This is a genomic window from Streptomyces sp. NPDC046557, from assembly GCF_040645975.1.
Lineage (GTDB): Bacteria > Actinomycetota > Actinomycetes > Streptomycetales > Streptomycetaceae > Streptomyces.
On sequence record NZ_JBEYZH010000003.1, the window covers coordinates 435,984 to 451,857 of the forward strand.

13 protein-coding genes are annotated in these 15,874 nt (G+C 71.2%); 11 read left to right on the plus strand and 2 right to left on the minus strand.

What is annotated here, in order from left to right; all coding sequences use genetic code 11:
• Positions 1–20 precede the first annotated feature (20 nt).
• Complete coding sequence (locus ABZ934_RS10795; RefSeq protein WP_361311198.1) at positions 21–869, plus strand: SDR family NAD(P)-dependent oxidoreductase; 849 nt, start codon at positions 21–23, stop codon at positions 867–869.
• A 99-nt stretch (positions 870–968) separates the two neighbouring features.
• Here the strand turns inward: ABZ934_RS10795 and ABZ934_RS10800 are convergent, their stop codons facing one another.
• Positions 969–1,790, minus strand: a complete 822-nt coding sequence (locus ABZ934_RS10800; RefSeq protein WP_361311200.1) for a phosphatase — start codon at positions 1,788–1,790, stop codon at positions 969–971.
• A 56-nt stretch (positions 1,791–1,846) separates the two neighbouring features.
• A complete protein-coding gene (locus tag ABZ934_RS10805; RefSeq protein ID WP_361311203.1) occupies positions 1,847–2,425 on the minus strand; it encodes a TetR/AcrR family transcriptional regulator in 579 nt (192 codons plus the stop codon).
• Between the two features lie 112 nt (positions 2,426–2,537).
• Here ABZ934_RS10805 and ABZ934_RS10810 point away from each other — a divergent pair, with 112 nt between their 5' ends.
• The 10 genes from ABZ934_RS10810 (at position 2,538) to ABZ934_RS10855 (ending at position 15,842) form a co-directional block, all read left to right on the plus strand.
• Positions 2,538–4,154 (plus strand): carboxyl transferase domain-containing protein, encoded by a 1,617-nt coding sequence (locus tag ABZ934_RS10810; protein ID WP_361311205.1) that lies wholly within the window; start codon positions 2,538–2,540, stop codon positions 4,152–4,154.
• A 16-nt stretch (positions 4,155–4,170) separates the two neighbouring features.
• Positions 4,171–6,225 (plus strand): biotin carboxylase N-terminal domain-containing protein, encoded by a 2,055-nt coding sequence (locus ABZ934_RS10815; protein WP_361311208.1) that lies wholly within the window; start codon positions 4,171–4,173, stop codon positions 6,223–6,225.
• A gap of 11 nt (positions 6,226–6,236) precedes the next feature.
• Positions 6,237–7,169, plus strand: coding sequence for a hydroxymethylglutaryl-CoA lyase (locus tag ABZ934_RS10820; protein WP_361311405.1), 933 nt, complete (start codon positions 6,237–6,239; stop codon positions 7,167–7,169).
• A gap of 8 nt (positions 7,170–7,177) precedes the next feature.
• Positions 7,178–8,338 carry an acyl-CoA dehydrogenase family protein gene (locus ABZ934_RS10825; protein WP_361311211.1) on the plus strand — a complete coding sequence of 387 codons (1,161 nt, stop codon included), beginning with the start codon at positions 7,178–7,180 and terminating at the stop codon, positions 8,336–8,338.
• 149 nt (positions 8,339–8,487) lie between these two features.
• The gene (locus ABZ934_RS10830; protein WP_361311213.1) at positions 8,488–9,528 is read left to right on the plus strand and encodes an ABC transporter substrate-binding protein; all 1,041 of its coding nucleotides are present in this window, start codon (positions 8,488–8,490) and stop codon (positions 9,526–9,528) included.
• A gap of 49 nt (positions 9,529–9,577) precedes the next feature.
• Positions 9,578–10,537, plus strand: coding sequence for a siderophore-interacting protein (locus ABZ934_RS10835; protein ID WP_361311215.1), 960 nt, complete (start codon positions 9,578–9,580; stop codon positions 10,535–10,537).
• A gap of 143 nt (positions 10,538–10,680) precedes the next feature.
• Positions 10,681–12,204, plus strand: coding sequence for an aspartate aminotransferase family protein (locus ABZ934_RS10840; protein ID WP_361311217.1), 1,524 nt, complete (start codon positions 10,681–10,683; stop codon positions 12,202–12,204).
• Positions 12,188–13,489, plus strand: coding sequence for a SidA/IucD/PvdA family monooxygenase (locus ABZ934_RS10845; protein WP_361311219.1), 1,302 nt, complete (start codon positions 12,188–12,190; stop codon positions 13,487–13,489). Before ABZ934_RS10840 ends, ABZ934_RS10845 begins: the two co-directional genes overlap by 17 nt.
• Complete coding sequence (locus ABZ934_RS10850) at positions 13,486–14,064, plus strand: GNAT family N-acetyltransferase (RefSeq protein ID WP_361311221.1); 579 nt, start codon at positions 13,486–13,488, stop codon at positions 14,062–14,064. The genes ABZ934_RS10845 and ABZ934_RS10850 overlap by 4 nt, the downstream gene beginning before the upstream one ends.
• Positions 14,061–15,842: an IucA/IucC family siderophore biosynthesis protein gene (locus ABZ934_RS10855; protein ID WP_361311224.1), complete on the plus strand. Its 1,782-nt coding sequence runs from the start codon at positions 14,061–14,063 to the stop codon at positions 15,840–15,842. Before ABZ934_RS10850 ends, ABZ934_RS10855 begins: the two co-directional genes overlap by 4 nt.
• Positions 15,843–15,874: the final 32 nt, after the last annotated feature.

Here is a 15,874-nt window from a genome sequence, read left to right on the forward strand (position 1 = left end):
CCTCGCAGACGGAGACCCCCATGACCACCAAGACCGTTCTCATCACCGGCACCTCCTCCGGCATCGGCCTGGCCGCCGCCGTCGGCGCGGCCCGGGCCGGCTGGCACACCGTCGCGACGATGCGCGAACCGGGCCGGGCGGACGCCCTGCTGGAGGCCGCCCGCGCGGCCGGTGTCGCCGACAAGGTGCAGGTCAGGCGGCTGGACGTGACCGAGGCGACATCCGTGGCGGACTGTGTGGCGGAGGTCGTCGCAGAACACGGCCGGCTGGACGCGGTCGTCAACAACGCCGGCGCCGGGTTCGCCGGGACCGTCGAGCAGCAGGGCATGGGGCCCGTCCGGGCCGCGATGGAAGTCAACTACTTCGGCGTCGTGGAACTCACGCTCGCCGCGCTGCCGCACTTGCGGGCGTCGGGCGGCCGGCTGATCACGGTGACCAGCGTCGGCGGGGTGGTCGGCCAGCCGTTCAACGAGGCCTACTGCGCCGCCAAGTTCGCCGTGGAAGGGTTCATGGAGTCGCTCGCGCCGGTCGCGGCGAGCGTCGGCGTGCGGGTGGCGGTGGTCGAACCGGGCGCCGTGACCAGCGAGTTCGTGACCAACCAGCAGATCGACGTACCGGCGATGGTGGAGGCGGCCGGCCCGTACGGCGGCGCGCTCCAGGCGTACGTCGAGCGCACGATGAAGTCGTACGGGGCCGACACCTCGCAGACCTCCGAGGAGGCGGCCGAACCCGTGGTCGCCCTGCTGGACGCGTCGGAGGTGCCGTTCCGGGTCCAGACCTCCGACTGGGCGCGGGAGTTCGTCGCCCCGAAGTTGGCCGACCTCGACGGCTCGGCCGTCCAGACCGTCACGGGTGGCTGGCTGCGCTGACCGGCCGCCGCCGGGCGGGCCGACCCCGGCCCGCCCGGCGCCTAACGCGGGGCCGCCGCCTGCCGCAGGCCCTACCGGGTCACCGCAGGCCCCGCACGGTCACCGCAGGCCCGCCGCCGAGAGCAGGTAGGCCACCATCGGGTCGTAGTACCGCGGGTCGCGCACGTGGTCGTCCAGCGGGACCGCCACCTGGAGGGTGCCCTCCGCCTCGCCGAGGAACAGCGCGGGGTCGTTGCAGTCCGCGTAGCCCACCGCGTCCAGCCCCCGCTGGGCCGCACAGCCCGCCCAGCCGTGGTCGGCGACGACCAGGTCCGGCTGCGGGCGCCCGGCCGCGGCCAGGCCGTCCAGGATCGCCGCCATCGGGGCCGGGGAGTGGGTGTGCCACAGGGTGGCCCCGCGCTCCAGTACGGCCACGTCGGCGAACTGCCACACCGAGCCCTCGTCGGCCGTCAGGCCCTGCGGGATCACCACGATCTCGCAGCCCGCGTCCCGCAGCGCCGCCGCCGTCGCCCGGTGGACGTCCAGGAGGCCGCCCGGGTGCCCGGTGGCGAGCAGGACGCGCTGGCGGTCGAGCGCCGCCTTGCGCAGCCGCGCCGCCATCCGGTCCAGGGCGGCGACGGTCAGTTCCGGGTCGATGGTGTCCTGCCCGTACCGGTGTTCCGCGTCGTCCACGACCCCGCACCGCTCGGCCATCACGGCCAGGACGTCCTGTTCGTCCGTCCAGCGGTCGCCGAGTTCCAGGCCGAGCCAGTAGTGCCGGTCGCCGTTGGCGAGCTTGCGGTAGTGGGAGAGGTTGTTCTCGCGCGCCGTCGCCACGTCGCCCGCGATCCGGGTGCGGACCAGGTGGTCGATGAGTTCGGCGCGGCTGGGCGTTCCCACGGGCGGGGCGGGCGTCTCTATCGGCTTCGGCATACGGTTCATTCTGCCGCCGCCCGGGCGGAGCCGTCTGTTCCATCCCGACCAGCGGACACCGGGCGTCACCCCGACAGCGCTCCGAAAGCGCCGTTGGCCAGCCGTCGCAGCAGCGACTCGGTCGCCTCCCGGCCCAGGGCCGCCAGGTGCGGGGTGGAGTTCAGCAGGCCGAACACCGCGTGCACGGAGACCCGTACCTCCGACTCGCCCACCTCCGGGTGGAGCTGCCGGACGACCTCCACCCACAGCTCGACGTACTGCCGCTGGAGCTGGCGCACCAGCTTGCGGTCGGCCTCGCGCAGCCGGTCCAGCTCCCGGTCGTGGAGGGTGATCAGCGCGCGGTCGTCGAGCGCGAAGTCGATGTGACCCTCGACGAGGGAGGCCAGGACCGCCGCCGGGTCTCCGGCCGCCTCCTCCACCCGGCGCCGGCCCCCGGTCAGCAGGCGTTCGCTGATCCCGACGAGCAGCTCGGCGAGCATCGCGTCCTTACCCGCGAAATGGCGGTACAGGCCGGGTCCGCTGATGCCCACCGCGGCCCCTATCTCATCCACGCCCACGCCGTGGAAGCCGCGCTCGGCGAAGAGTCGAGCGGCCTCACTGAGGATCTGCTCGCGACGGGTCGGGGCGGCCGCTCTGGTGCTCATGGGAATCCATTCTAGACAGGGCCGTTAGCGCTCGTTAACCTAAGCCCCACAAGCGTTAACGTTCATTAACAGCGTGACCGGTTTACGTGGACCGAGCAAGGGAGCTCGACCGATGCAGCAGGCACCAGTGCTGACGAGCGCCGCGGACCCGGCGTCCGAGGCCTGGCGGACCAACGAGGCCGCCCACCGGGAACTCGCCGAGGGCCTGCGCGCCCGGCTGGAAGCGGCCCGCCTCGGCGGTGGTGAGAAGGCCCGCGCCCGCCACACCGCCCGGGGCAAGCTGCTCCCGCGGGAGCGCGTGGACACCCTCCTGGACCCCGGCTCCCCCTTCCTGGAGCTGGCCCCGCTGGCCGCCGAGGGCATGTACGGGGGCGCGGCCCCGGCCGCCGGGGTCATCGCGGGCATCGGCCGGGTCAGTGGCCGCGAGTGCGTGATCGTCGCGAACGACGCGACCGTCAAGGGCGGCACGTACTACCCGATGACCGTCAAGAAGCACCTGCGGGCCCAGGAGGTGGCGCTGGAGAACCGTCTCCCCTGCCTCTACCTGGTCGACTCGGGAGGCGCCTTCCTCCCCATGCAGGACGAGGTCTTCCCCGACCGGGACCACTTCGGGCGCATCTTCTACAACCAGGCCCGTATGTCGGGCGCCGGCATCCCGCAGATCGCGGCCGTCCTCGGCTCCTGCACCGCGGGCGGCGCCTACGTACCGGCGATGAGCGACGAGGCCGTCATCGTCCGCGGCCAGGGCACGATCTTCCTGGGCGGCCCCCCGCTGGTGAAGGCCGCGACCGGCGAGGTCGTCACGGCGGAGGAGCTCGGCGGCGGCGAGGTCCACTCCCGGACCTCCGGCGTCACCGACCACCTCGCGGAGGACGACGCGCACGCGCTGCGGATCGTGCGCAACATCGTGGCGACCCTTCCCGAGCGCGGGGCCCTGCCCTGGTCGGTCGAGGCGCCCGAAGAGCCGAAGGTCGACCCGTACGGGCTGTACGGCACGGTCCCCGTCGACTCCCGGACGCCCTACGACGCCCGCGAGATCATCGCCCGGATCGTGGACGGCTCGCGCTTCCAGGAGTTCAAGGCCGAGTTCGGGCAGACGCTCGTCACCGGCTTCGCCCGCATCCACGGCCACCCCGTCGGCATCGTCGCCAACAACGGCATCCTCTTCTCCGAGTCGGCCCAGAAGGGCGCCCACTTCATCGAGCTGTGCGACCGGCGCGGCATCCCGCTCCTCTTCCTCCAGAACATCTCGGGGTTCATGGTCGGCCGCGACTACGAGGCGGGCGGCATCGCCAAGCACGGCGCGAAGATGGTCACGGCGGTGGCCTGCACCCGGGTGCCGAAGCTGACCGTGGTCGTCGGCGGATCGTACGGGGCGGGCAACTACTCGATGTGCGGCCGCGCCTACTCGCCCCGCTTCCTGTGGATGTGGCCCAACGCCAAGATCTCGGTGATGGGCGGCGAGCAGGCCGCCTCCGTCCTCGCGACCGTCAAGCGCGACCAGATCGAGGGCGCGGGCCGGGAGTGGCCCGCCGAGGACGAGGAGGCCTTCAAGGCCCCGGTCCGCGCGCAGTACGAGGAGCAGGGCAACGCCTACTACGCCACCGCGCGACTGTGGGACGACGGGGTCATCGACCCGCTGGAGACCCGGCAGGTGCTGGGACTGGCCCTGACCGCGTGCGCCAACGCCCCGTTGGGCGATTCGACTTTCGGCATCTTCCGTATGTGACGTGAGGACCTCTTCGATGTTCAGCACTGTTCTGGTCGCCAACCGCGGCGAGATCGCGGTACGCGTCATCCGGACGCTGCGACAGCTCGGGATCCGCTCCGTGGCCGTCTTCAGCGACGCGGACGCGGACGCCCGCCACGTACGGGAGGCCGACACGGCCGTCCGGATCGGCCCGGCGGCGGCCGCCGAGAGCTACCTGTCCGTGGACCGGCTCCTGGACGCCGCCCGCCGCACCGGTGCCGAGGCCGTCCATCCCGGCTACGGCTTCCTCGCCGAGAACGCGGCCTTCGCGGCGGCCTGCGAGGAGGCCGGGCTCGCGTTCATCGGACCGCCGGCTTCGGCGATCTCGCTGATGGGCGACAAGATCCGGGCGAAGGAGACCGTGAAGGCGGCCGGCGTCCCGGTCGTCCCCGGCTCCTCCGGCAGCGGCCTGACCGACGCCGAACTGGCCTCCGCCGCCGAGAAGATCGGCATGCCGGTGCTGCTCAAGCCCTCGGCGGGCGGCGGCGGCAAGGGCATGCGCCTGGTACGGGACGCGGACCTGCTCGGCGAGGAGATCGCGGCGGCCCGCCGCGAGGCCCGTTCCTCCTTCGGCGACGACACCCTGCTCGTGGAGCGGTGGGTGGACCGGCCGCGGCACATCGAGATCCAGGTGCTGGCGGACGCACACGGCAACGTGGTGCATCTGGGCGAGCGCGAGTGCTCGCTCCAGCGGCGCCACCAGAAGGTGATCGAGGAGGCCCCGTCCGTCCTGCTCACGCCGGAGCTGCGGGCGTCGATGGGGGCGGCGGCGGTGGAGGCGGCCCGCTCCTGCGGGTACGTCGGGGCGGGCACGGTGGAGTTCATCGTGCCGGGCGGCGACCCGTCCTCGTACTACTTCATGGAGATGAACACCCGGCTCCAGGTGGAGCACCCCGTGACGGAGCTGATCACCGGGCTGGACCTGGTGGAGCAGCAGCTCCGGGTGGCGGCCGGGGCCGAACTGGGCTTCACACAGGACGAGGTCGCCCTGACCGGCCACGCGATCGAGGCCCGCATCTGCGCGGAGGACCCGGCGCGCGGGTTCCTGCCGTCGGGCGGTACGGTCCTCGCGCTGTCGGAGCCGTCGGACGGGGCGGTCCGTACCGACTCGGGCCTGGTGGCGGGGGTGGACACGGGGTCGACCTACGACCCGATGCTGTCGAAGGTCATCGCCTACGGGCCCGACCGCGCGGCGGCCCTGCGGGTGCTGCGGGGTGCCTTGGCCGACACGGTCATCCTGGGCGTCCAGACCAACACCGGCTTCCTGCGGCGCCTGCTGGCCCACCCGGACGTGGTGTCGGGCGACCTGGACACCGGGCTGGTCGAGCGCGACCTGCCGTCCCTGCTGCCGGACGGCGTCCCGCCGGAGGTGTACGGGGCGGCCGCGCTGCTGCATGCCCCCCACCCCGGCCCTTCCCGAAACCCTGCCGGCGGCTCGGGGACCCCGGGCTGGGTGGACCCCTTCGACGCCCCCACCGGCTGGCGCCTGGGCGGCACCCCCGCCTGGACGGTCCACCACTTCCGCCTCCCGGGCCAGGACCCGCTCACGGTCCGCACCCGCCCCTTGGGCGCCGAAACGGAACTGCTCCTCTCAGCCGACGACGGCGCCGCGCCGAATCCAGCGGCACCGGCCCGCGGCCGGATCGTCACCCGCACCACCACCCACCTCACCATCGAACTCGACGGCGTCACCCACCGCTTCACCCACGCCACCTCCCCGGAGGGGGTCTGGCTCGGCCGCGACGGCGACACCTGGCACCTCCAGACCCACGACCCCGTCACCGCGACCCTCAGCGGAGCCGGCCGCGCGGGGGCCGACACCCTCGCCGCCCCCATGCCCGGCACCGTCACCGTCGTCAAGGTCGCCGTCGGCGACCACGTCACCGCCGGCCAGAGCCTCCTCGTCGTCGAGGCGATGAAGATGGAGCACGTCATCTCCGCCCCGCACGCCGGGACCGTCACCGAACTCGACGTCTTCCCCGGCACCACCGTCGCCATGGACCAGGTCTTGGCCGTCGTCACCCCCGAAGCGGAGGGAGAGGGCGCGTGAACGACCTCCCCATGACCGTCCCGGACCCCGGCCTCCCCGCCCGCGTGCGTATCCACGAGGTCGGCGCCCGCGACGGCCTGCAGAACGAGAAGACCGCCGTCCCGACCGAGGTGAAGGCCGAGTTCGTCCACCGCCTCGCCGAAGCCGGGCTGACCACCATCGAGGCGACCAGCTTCGTCCACCCCAAGTGGGTGCCCCAACTGGCGGACGCCGAGCAGCTCTTCCCGCTCCTCGCGGACGTCGACGCGGCCCTGCCCGTCCTCGTCCCCAATGAGCGCGGGCTCGACCGGGCGCTCGCCCTCGGGGCGACCCGCATCGCGGTATTCGGCTCCGCCACCGAAACCTTCGCCGCCCGCAACCTGAACCGCACCGTCGCCGAGTCCCTCGCCATGTTCGAGCCGGTCGTCGCCCGCGCCAAGGAGCGGCGGGCCCACGTCCGCGGCTACCTGTCCATGTGCTTCGGCGACCCCTGGGAGGGCGCGGTCCCGGTCCCCCAGGTGGTCCGTACCGCCAAGGCGCTGCTCGACCTCGGCTGTGACGAGCTCAGTCTGGGCGACACCATCGGCGTCGCCACCCCCGGCCATGTCCGGGCGCTGCTGTCCGCCCTCAACGAGGAAGGCGTCGCGACCGAGCGGATCGGCGTGCACTTCCACGACACCTACGGGCAGGCCCTGTCCAATACGTACGCCGCGCTCCAACACGGCGTGACCACGGTCGACGCCTCCGCCGGCGGTCTCGGCGGCTGCCCGTACGCGAAGAGCGCCACCGGCAACCTCGCCACCGAGGACCTGGTGTGGATGCTCGATGGTCTCGGCATCGAGACCGGTGTCGATCTGGCCGCCCTCACCGCCACGAGCGTGTGGATGGCCGAGCGGTTGGGCCGACCGAGCCCCTCCCGTACCGTCCGCGCGCTCGTGAATGAGACACAGCCCCACAAGGAGTAACGAGAACCATGTCCCTCGACCACCGGCTCACCCCCGAGCACGAGGAACTCCGCCGTACCGTGGAGGAGTTCGCCCACGACGTCATCGCGCCCAAGATCGGCGACCTGTACGAGCGGCACGAGTTCCCGTACGAGATCGTCCGCGAGATGGGTCGGATGGGCCTGTTCGGCCTGCCCTTCCCCGAGGAGTACGGCGGCATGGGCGGTGACTACCTCGCCCTCGGCATCGCCTTGGAGGAGCTGGCCCGCGTCGACTCCTCGGTCGCCATCACCCTGGAGGCCGGCGTCTCGCTCGGCGCCATGCCGATCTTCCGGTTCGGCACCGAGGAGCAGAAGCGGGAGTGGCTGCCGCGGATGTGCTCCGGCGAGATCCTCGGTGCCTTCGGGCTGACGGAGCCGGGCGCGGGCTCGGACGCGGGCGGCAGCCGCACCACCGCCGTCAAGGACGGCGACGAGTGGGTGATCAACGGCTCGAAGTGCTTCATCACCAACTCCGGTACGGACATCACCGGTCTGGTCACCGTCACCGCCGTCACCGGGCGCACCGAGGACGGCCGGCCGCGGATCTCCTCGATCATCGTCCCGTCCGGCACCCCCGGTTTCACGGTCGCGGCCCCGTACTCCAAGGTCGGCTGGAACTCCTCGGACACCCGGGAGCTGGCCTTCGACAACGTGCGCGTCCCGCTCGCCAACCTCGTGGGCGAGGAGGGCCGCGGGTACGCCCAGTTCCTGCGCATCCTCGACGAGGGGCGCGTCGCGATCTCGGCACTGGCCACCGGCTTGGCGCAGGGCTGCGTGGACGAGTCGGTGAAGTACGCGAAGGAGCGGCAGGCGTTCGGCCGGCCGATCGGGGACAACCAGGCCATCCAGTTCAAGTTGGCCGACATGGAGATGCGCGCGCACATGGCCCGCGTGGGCTGGCGCGACGCGGCGTCACGGCTGGTGGCGGGCGAGCCGTTCAAGAAGGAGGCGGCGATCGCGAAGCTGTACTCCTCCACCGTGGCCGTCGACAACGCCCGTGAGGCGACGCAGATCCACGGCGGGTACGGGTTCATGAACGAGTACCCGGTGGCCCGGATGTGGCGGGACTCCAAGATCCTGGAGATCGGCGAGGGCACGAGCGAGGTGCAGCGCATGCTCATCGCCCGCGAACTGGGCTTCGCCGGCTGACGGTCGGTCCGCTCGGGGACGCGTGACGGGCGAGGGGGCCCGGTGGAAGTTAGGGCCCCCTTACCCGTATCGAGCAAGGTTAGGCTAACCTTCCCTCGAACGGCCTTCGTGGCCGCCGGCACGCACCACGCACGAAAGCGGACATCGACATGCCCAAGTCCCGGACCTCCCCCTTCACACGGCGCGGCCTCATCGCCGCCGGCGGCGCCCTCGGTCTCGTCGCGGCGCTCTCCGCCTGCGGGGGCACCGGCCAGGCCAAGGGCGGAGCAGGCGAATCGGACAAGGGCGCCGCCGCCTCCGGCTCCTGGAGCTTCAAGGACGACCTCGGCAAGGAGGTCACGGCCAAGTCGACGCCGAAGAACATCGTCGCCTTCACCGGCACGGCGGCCGCGCTCTCCGACTACGGCGTCAAGGTGAAGGGCGTGTTCGGCCCGACCAAGACCGCCGACGGCAAGCCCGACGTGCAGGCCGGAACCATGGACATCTCCAAGGTCGAGATCCTGGGCAACGTCTACGACGAGTTCAACGTCGAGAAGTACGCGGCCCTGCGGCCCGACCTGCTCGTCACCAATACCTGGGACGGCAGCTACTGGTACCTCCCCGAGGCGTCGAAGGACAAGATCCTCAAGCTGGCCCCGGCCGCCGCGATCTCGGTGGGCGGCGACGCCACCCTCGACAAGTCCCTGGAGCGGACGGCCGCCCTCGCCAAGTCCCTCGGCGCCGACCTGAACTCCAAGGCCACCGTCGACGCCAAGGCCCGTTTCGAGGCCGCCTCCGCCAAGGTCCGCGAGGCCACCAAGGCCAACCCGGGCATCAAGGTGCTCGTCGGCTCCGGCGCCGCCGACCTGTTCTACGTCTCGACCCCCAAGACCTCCGCCGACCTCAAGTACTTCGAGTCGCTCGGCGTCGAATTCGTCATTCCCGAAAAGCTGGACCAGGGCGGCTTCTTCGAGAGCCTGAGCTGGGAGAACGCCGGCAAGTACAAGGCCGACGTCATCCTCCTGGACAACCGGACCGGCACCCTCCAGCCGGAGGAGCTGAAGGCCAAGCCGACCTGGGCCGAACTGCCGGCGGTCAAGGCCGGTCAGGTCACCCCGCGCGTCACCGAGCCGATCTACTCGTACGACAAGTGCGCCAAGATCCTCGAAGACCTCGCCAAGTCGATCCAGAACGCCAAGAAGGTCAGCTGAACCAGCCCTCTTCCGGCGCCGCCGATCGACTCCCAGGGGGACCCGCCGCATGACCGCCATCCACACCCACGCCGACGCCGACGCCGACACCGACACCGACACCGACACCGACACCGACACCGACACCGACACCGCCGTCGCCCACTTCCGCTTCTTCGCGCTGGAAGTGCTCCGCACCCGCCGCCTCGGCCACTCGTTCCTCCGAGTCACCTTCGGCGGCGAGTCCCTCGCCGGGTTCCGCTCGGGCGGCTACGACCAGAGTCTCTCCCTCTTCCTCCCGCCCCCGCACCGGGAACACACCGCACTCCCGTCCACCGACGAGGACACCTGGTTCGGCGCGTGGCGCGCCATGCCCGAGGCGGAGCGCCCGGCGATGCGCTCGTACACCGTGCGCGAGCAGCGGCGTACGACCGAGGGCGTGGACGAGGTCGACATCGACTTCGTGCTCCACGGGGACGCGAGCCCGGCCTCCGCGTGGGCCGGACGGGCGGTCACCGGTCGCCGGATCCTCGCGATCGGACCGGCGGTCGCGGAGAACAAGTCCGTGCGGTTCCTGCCGCCGGCGGACGCCGACCTGATCCTGATGTACGCGGACGAGACCGCCCTGCCCGCTGCCGCCGCGATCCTGGACCGGCTCCCCTCCGGCACCCGCCTCAAGGCCTGGTTCGAGGTCCCGCACGAGGACGACCGCCTCCCCCTGGACACCCGCGCGGACGCGGACATCACCTGGGTGGTGCGCGGCGCGGGCGCCGGCCGGGAGCGGGCCGATCGGCTGTTGGCGGCCGTCCGGTCGGCCGAACCGCCCGCCGCCGCGGCCCCGTACGCCTGGATCGCCGGCGAGTCCGGGACGATCCGAGCCGTACGCCGCCACCTGGTGGGAGACCGCGGGGTCGACCGGCGTCGGGTGCGTTTCACGGGCTACTGGCGGCTCGGCGCGAGCGAGGAGGAACTCCTCGCGGAGGCGTACGGGGGCCGGGCTCCCAGCGAGGACCCGAGCGCGGCGCTGTAAGGATCAACTCCCGCGGCACAGAAGCCATTTCATTGAGGGCCCCGGCCGATCGGCCGGGGCCCTCAATGTTTTGCGGGGAAGTTAGGTTAGGCTAACCTAAGAAGCACAGCCCACCCCCCCTTCCCCTGTCCGGAGGAAAGTTGATGCGTTCGCATCTGCTCAACGAGACGACCGCGGACCTCTACCGGCGTTCCGTGACCGAGGGCATCGACCGCGTCGCCGCAAAACTGGCCACCACGGAACGACCTCACACCGGTATCGCCGTCGACGAACTCGCCCCGGTCATCAACGGGATCGACCTCGACCAACCCCTCGAAGACCCGGCCGCCGCCCTCGACGAACTCGAAGAGGTCTATCTCCGGGACGCGGTCTACTTCCACCACCCCCGCTACCTCGGGCACCTCAACTGCCCCGTCGTCATCCCCGCCGTGCTCGGCGAGGCGATCCTCTCCGCGGTCAACTCCTCGCTGGACACCTGGGACCAGTCGATCGGCGGCACGCTCATCGAGCGCCGACTGATCGACTGGACGGCCGGCCGCATCGGCCTCGGCCCCCGCGCCGACGGCGTCTTCACCTCCGGCGGCAGCCAGTCCAACTTCCACGCCCTGCTGCTGGCCCGGGACGAGGCGTGCCGCATCGCCGCCCGGCGGGCCCGCGCCGACGGCCGCGACCTCGCCAAGGCCGCGCTCCTGCCCCGGCTGCGCATCCTGACCTCCGAGGCGAGCCACTTCAGCGTCCACAAGTCCGCCGCCATGCTGGGGCTCGGCTACGAGGCCGTCATCTCCGTCCCCGTCGACCGGGACCGCCGGATGGACACCTCCGTCCTGGCCCTGGAACTGGAGAGCTGCGCCCGCGACGGCCTGATCCCGATGGCCGTCGTCGCCACCGCCGGCACCACCGACTTCGGGTCCATCGACCCGCTCCCCGAGATCGCCCGCCTGACCGCCGAGCACTCCACGTGGATGCACGTGGACGCCGCCTACGGCTGCGGACTGCTGGTCTCCCCCACCCGCCGACACCTCCTCGACGGCATCGAGCACGCCGACTCCGTCACCGTCGACTATCACAAGTCCTTCTTCCAGCCCGTCAGTTCGAGCGCCGTGCTGGTCCGCGAACGCGACACCATGCAGCACGCCACCTACCACGCGGACTACCTCAACCCGCTCCCTACCGCGCAGGTGGGGGCACCTCCCGCGCCCGGAGGGCTGCGGGGAAGGATCCCGAACCAGGTCGACAAGTCCCTCCAGACGACGCGCCGCTTCGACGCCCTCAAGCTCTGGATGACGCTCCGCGTGATGGGCGCCGACGGCATCGGCTCGCTCTTCGACGAGGTCGTCGACCTGACCGCGACCGGCTGGGAGCTGCTCGACGCCGACCCCCGCTTCGAGGTCGTCGTACGCCCGCGGATCTCCACCCTCGTCTTCCGCTACTCCCCGCAGGGCGACCTACGACCCGACCTGGTCGACGAGGCCAACCTGCACGCCCGCAAGGCCCTGTTCGCCTCCGGCGAGGCCGTCGTCGCCGGCACCAAGGTCGACGGCAGGCAGTACCTCAAGTTCACCCTCCTCAACCCGCAGACCACGGCGGCCGACATCGCGGCCGTCCTCGACCTCCTCGCCGCACACGCCGAGCAGTACCTGGGAGCCTCCCTTGCCGTCCACTCGTGAACCCCGCGACTTCATCGGGATCGGCCTCGGCCCCTTCAACCTGGGACTCGCCTGCCTGACCGCGCCCATCGACGAACTCGACGGCCTCTTCATCGAGTCGAAGCCGCACTTCGAGTGGCACGCCGGGATGTTCCTGGACGGCGCCCACCTCCAGACGCCGTTCATGTCGGACCTCGTCACCCTCGCCGACCCGACGTCGCCCTTCTCCTTCCTGAACTACCTCAAGGACAAGGACCGGCTGTACTCCTTCTACATCCGGGAGAACTTCTACCCGCTGCGCGCGGAGTACGACGACTACTGCCGCTGGGCCGCCGACCGCCTCGACAACGTCCTGTACTCGACCTCCGTCACCGAGGTCACCTACGACGAACGGGCCGGACTGTACGAGGTCCACACCGACCGCGGCGAGACCCACCGCGCCCGCCGGCTGGTCCTCGGCACCGGCACCCCGCCGTTCGTCCCGCCCGCCTGCGCCGGCCTCGGCGGCGACTTCACCCACAACAGCGCCTACATGGACCACAAGGCGCAGCTCCAGCAGAAGGAGTCGATCACCCTCGTCGGCTCGGGGCAGAGCGCCGCCGAGATCTACTACGACCTGCTCGGCGCGATCGACGTACACGGCTACCGGCTCAACTGGGTCACCCGCTCCCCGCGGTTCTTCCCGCTGGAGTACACGAAGCTGACGCTGGAGATGACCTCCCCCGAGTACGTGGACTACTTCCACGCGCTGCCCGAGGAGACCCGCTACCGGCTGGAGACGCAGCAGAAGAACCTGTTCAAGGGCATAGACGGCGAGCTGATCAACGCCATCTTCGACCTGCTCTACCAGAAGAGGATCAGCAGCCCCGGCCCGGTCCCGACCACCCTGCTGACCAACACCTCCCTGAACTCCGCCGCGTACGACACCACCTCGGGCACGTACACGCTCGGCCTGCGTCAGGAGGAACAGGAGCGGGACTTCTCCCTCACCACCGAGGGCCTGGTCCTCGCCACCGGCTACCGCTACACGCTGCCCGGCTTCCTGGCGCCCGTGCGCGAGCGGCTGCGCTTCGACGGGCACGGCCGGCCCGACGCGGCCCGCAACTACAGCATCGACGTCACCGGGCGCGGGATCTTCCTGCAGAACGGCACCGTCCACAACCACTCCGTCACCTCCCCCGACTTGGGCATGGCCGCGTACCGCAACGCGTACATCATCGGAGAACTCCTCGGCCGCGAGCACTACAAGGTCGAGAAGTCCATCGCGTTCCAGCAGTTCGCCGCCCCGGAAGGCACCCTCGTATGAGCACCACCGAACTCCTGTTCACCCGTACCGATCCGGCCCTCGGCGACTTCGCGCTGCGCCCCTTGGACCCGTTCTCGGACGCGGAACTGCTGCACGGCTGGGTCACCCACCCCAAGGCGGCGTTCTGGCTGATGGGGGACGCGTCCCTGCCGGACGTGGAGCGCGAGTACATGCGGATCGCCGCGGCCGAGCACCACGAGGCGTTCATCGGCCTCCACGACGGCCGGCCCGCCTTCCTGATGGAGACGTACGATCCGAGCCGGCTGGAGCTGGTCGGACTGTACGACGCCCAACCAGGGGACGTCGGCATGCACTTCCTGGTCGCCCCCGGCGACACGCCCGTCCACGGCTTCACCCGCGCGGTGATCACCACCGTCATGGCGGCCCTGTTCGCGGACCCGGCCACCCGTCGGGTGGTGGTCGAGCCGGACGTGCGCAACACCGCCGTCCACGCGCTCAACGCGGCCGTGGGCTTCGTACCGGCCGGTCCGGTGCAGAAGCCCGAGAAGGAAGCCCTGCTGAGTTTCTGCACCCGCGAGCAGTTCGAAGCGGCGACCCGGGAGGGATCCATATGAGTCTCGCCGACGCCGTCTCCCACCTCACCCCCGACCTCTGGGCGCGGGCCAACCGCGCCCTGGTCCGCAAGGCCCTCGCGGAGTTCTCCCACGAGCGGCTGCTGACCCCGAAGCCGGTGGGCGACGGGTGGTACGCGGTCACGAGCGACGACGGCGGCGTGGAGTACCGCTTCCGCGCCGCCCTGTACGCGCTCGACCACTGGGCGGTGGACGAGTCCTCGATCACCCGCCGGCGCGACGGCGCCGAACTACCGCCCGACGCACTGGACTTCCACATCGAACTGCGCGAGACCCTCGGCCTGGGGGCGGAGGTCCTGCCGGTGTACCTGGAGGAGATCTCCTCCACCCTGGCGGGCGCCGGGTTCAAGTACACCAAGCCGCAGGTCTCCTCGTCCGTCCTCGCCGCGTCCTCGTTCCAGGACATCGAGACCGGCATGACCGAAGGCCACCCCTGCTTCGTCGCGAACAACGGCCGGCTGGGCTTCGGCGTGCACGACTACCTCACGTACGCCCCGGAGGCGGCGAGCCCGGTCCACCTGGTGTGGGTGGCGGCCCACAAGGACGTCTCCGCCTTCACGGCGGGCGCGGGCCTGGACCACGACTCCTTCATGCGCGAGGAGCTGGGCGAGGAGACCGTCGCGGCCTTCGCCGCCCGCCTCGCCTCGCTGGACCTCGACCCGGCGGACTACCACCTCTTCCCCGTCCACCCCTGGCAGTGGTGGAACAAGACGACGGTCACCTTCGCGGCGGAGATCGCCGACCGCCGGCTCGTCCTGCTCGGCGAGGGCGCGGACGCCTACCTGGCCCAGCAGTCGATCCGTACGTTCTTCAACGCGAGCGCCCCCGAGAAGCACTACGTCAAGACCGCCCTCTCGGTGCTCAACATGGGCTTCATGCGCGGGCTGTCGGCGGCGTACATGGAGGCCACCCCGGCGATCAACGACTGGCTCCACCGGTTGATCGGGTCCGATGACGTCCTACGGTCGGTGGACTTCTCGATCATCCGCGAGCGGGCGGCGATCGGCTACCGCCACCGGCAGTACGAGCGCGCGACGGACCGCCACTCGCCGTACCGCAAGATGCTGGCGGCGCTCTGGCGCGAATCCCCGGTCGCCTCGCTGCGGGACGGGGAGCGCCTCGCCACGATGGCGTCCCTGCTGCACGTGGACGAGGAGGGCAAGTCCTTCGTCGGCGCCCTGATCGAGGAATCGAAGCTGCCGGTCGAGGAGTGGCTGGCCGCGTACCTGCGCGCCTACCTCGTCCCCCTCCTGCACTGCTTCTACGCGTACGACCTCGCGTACATGCCGCACGGCGAGAACACGATCCTCGTCATCGAGGGCGGTGTGGTGAAGCGGGCGATCTTCAAGGACATCGCCGAGGAAATCGTGGTCATGGACCCGGACGCGGTCCTGCCGCCGGCGGTCGAGCGGATCCGGGTGGACGTCCCGGAGGACATGAAGCTGCTGTCGGTCTTCACGGACGTCTTCGACTGCTTCTTCCGCTTCCTGGGCCCGATCCTGGCGGCGGAGGACATCTGTGAGGAGGAGACCTTCTGGCGGGCGGTGGCCGATTGCGCCCACGCCTACCAGGACTCGGTGCCGGAGCTGGCGGACCGTTTCGCCCGCTACGACCTCTTCGCCCCGGTGTTCCAGTTGTCCTGCCTGAACCGCCTCCAGCTCCGGAACAACCGACAGATGGTCGACCTCGCCGACCCCTCCGCGGCGCTCCAACTGATCGGCACCCTCAAGAACCCCGTCGCGCCCTACGCGCGTCGGTGACCGGCCCCCGGGCGGGCGTCGATACGGTCCCT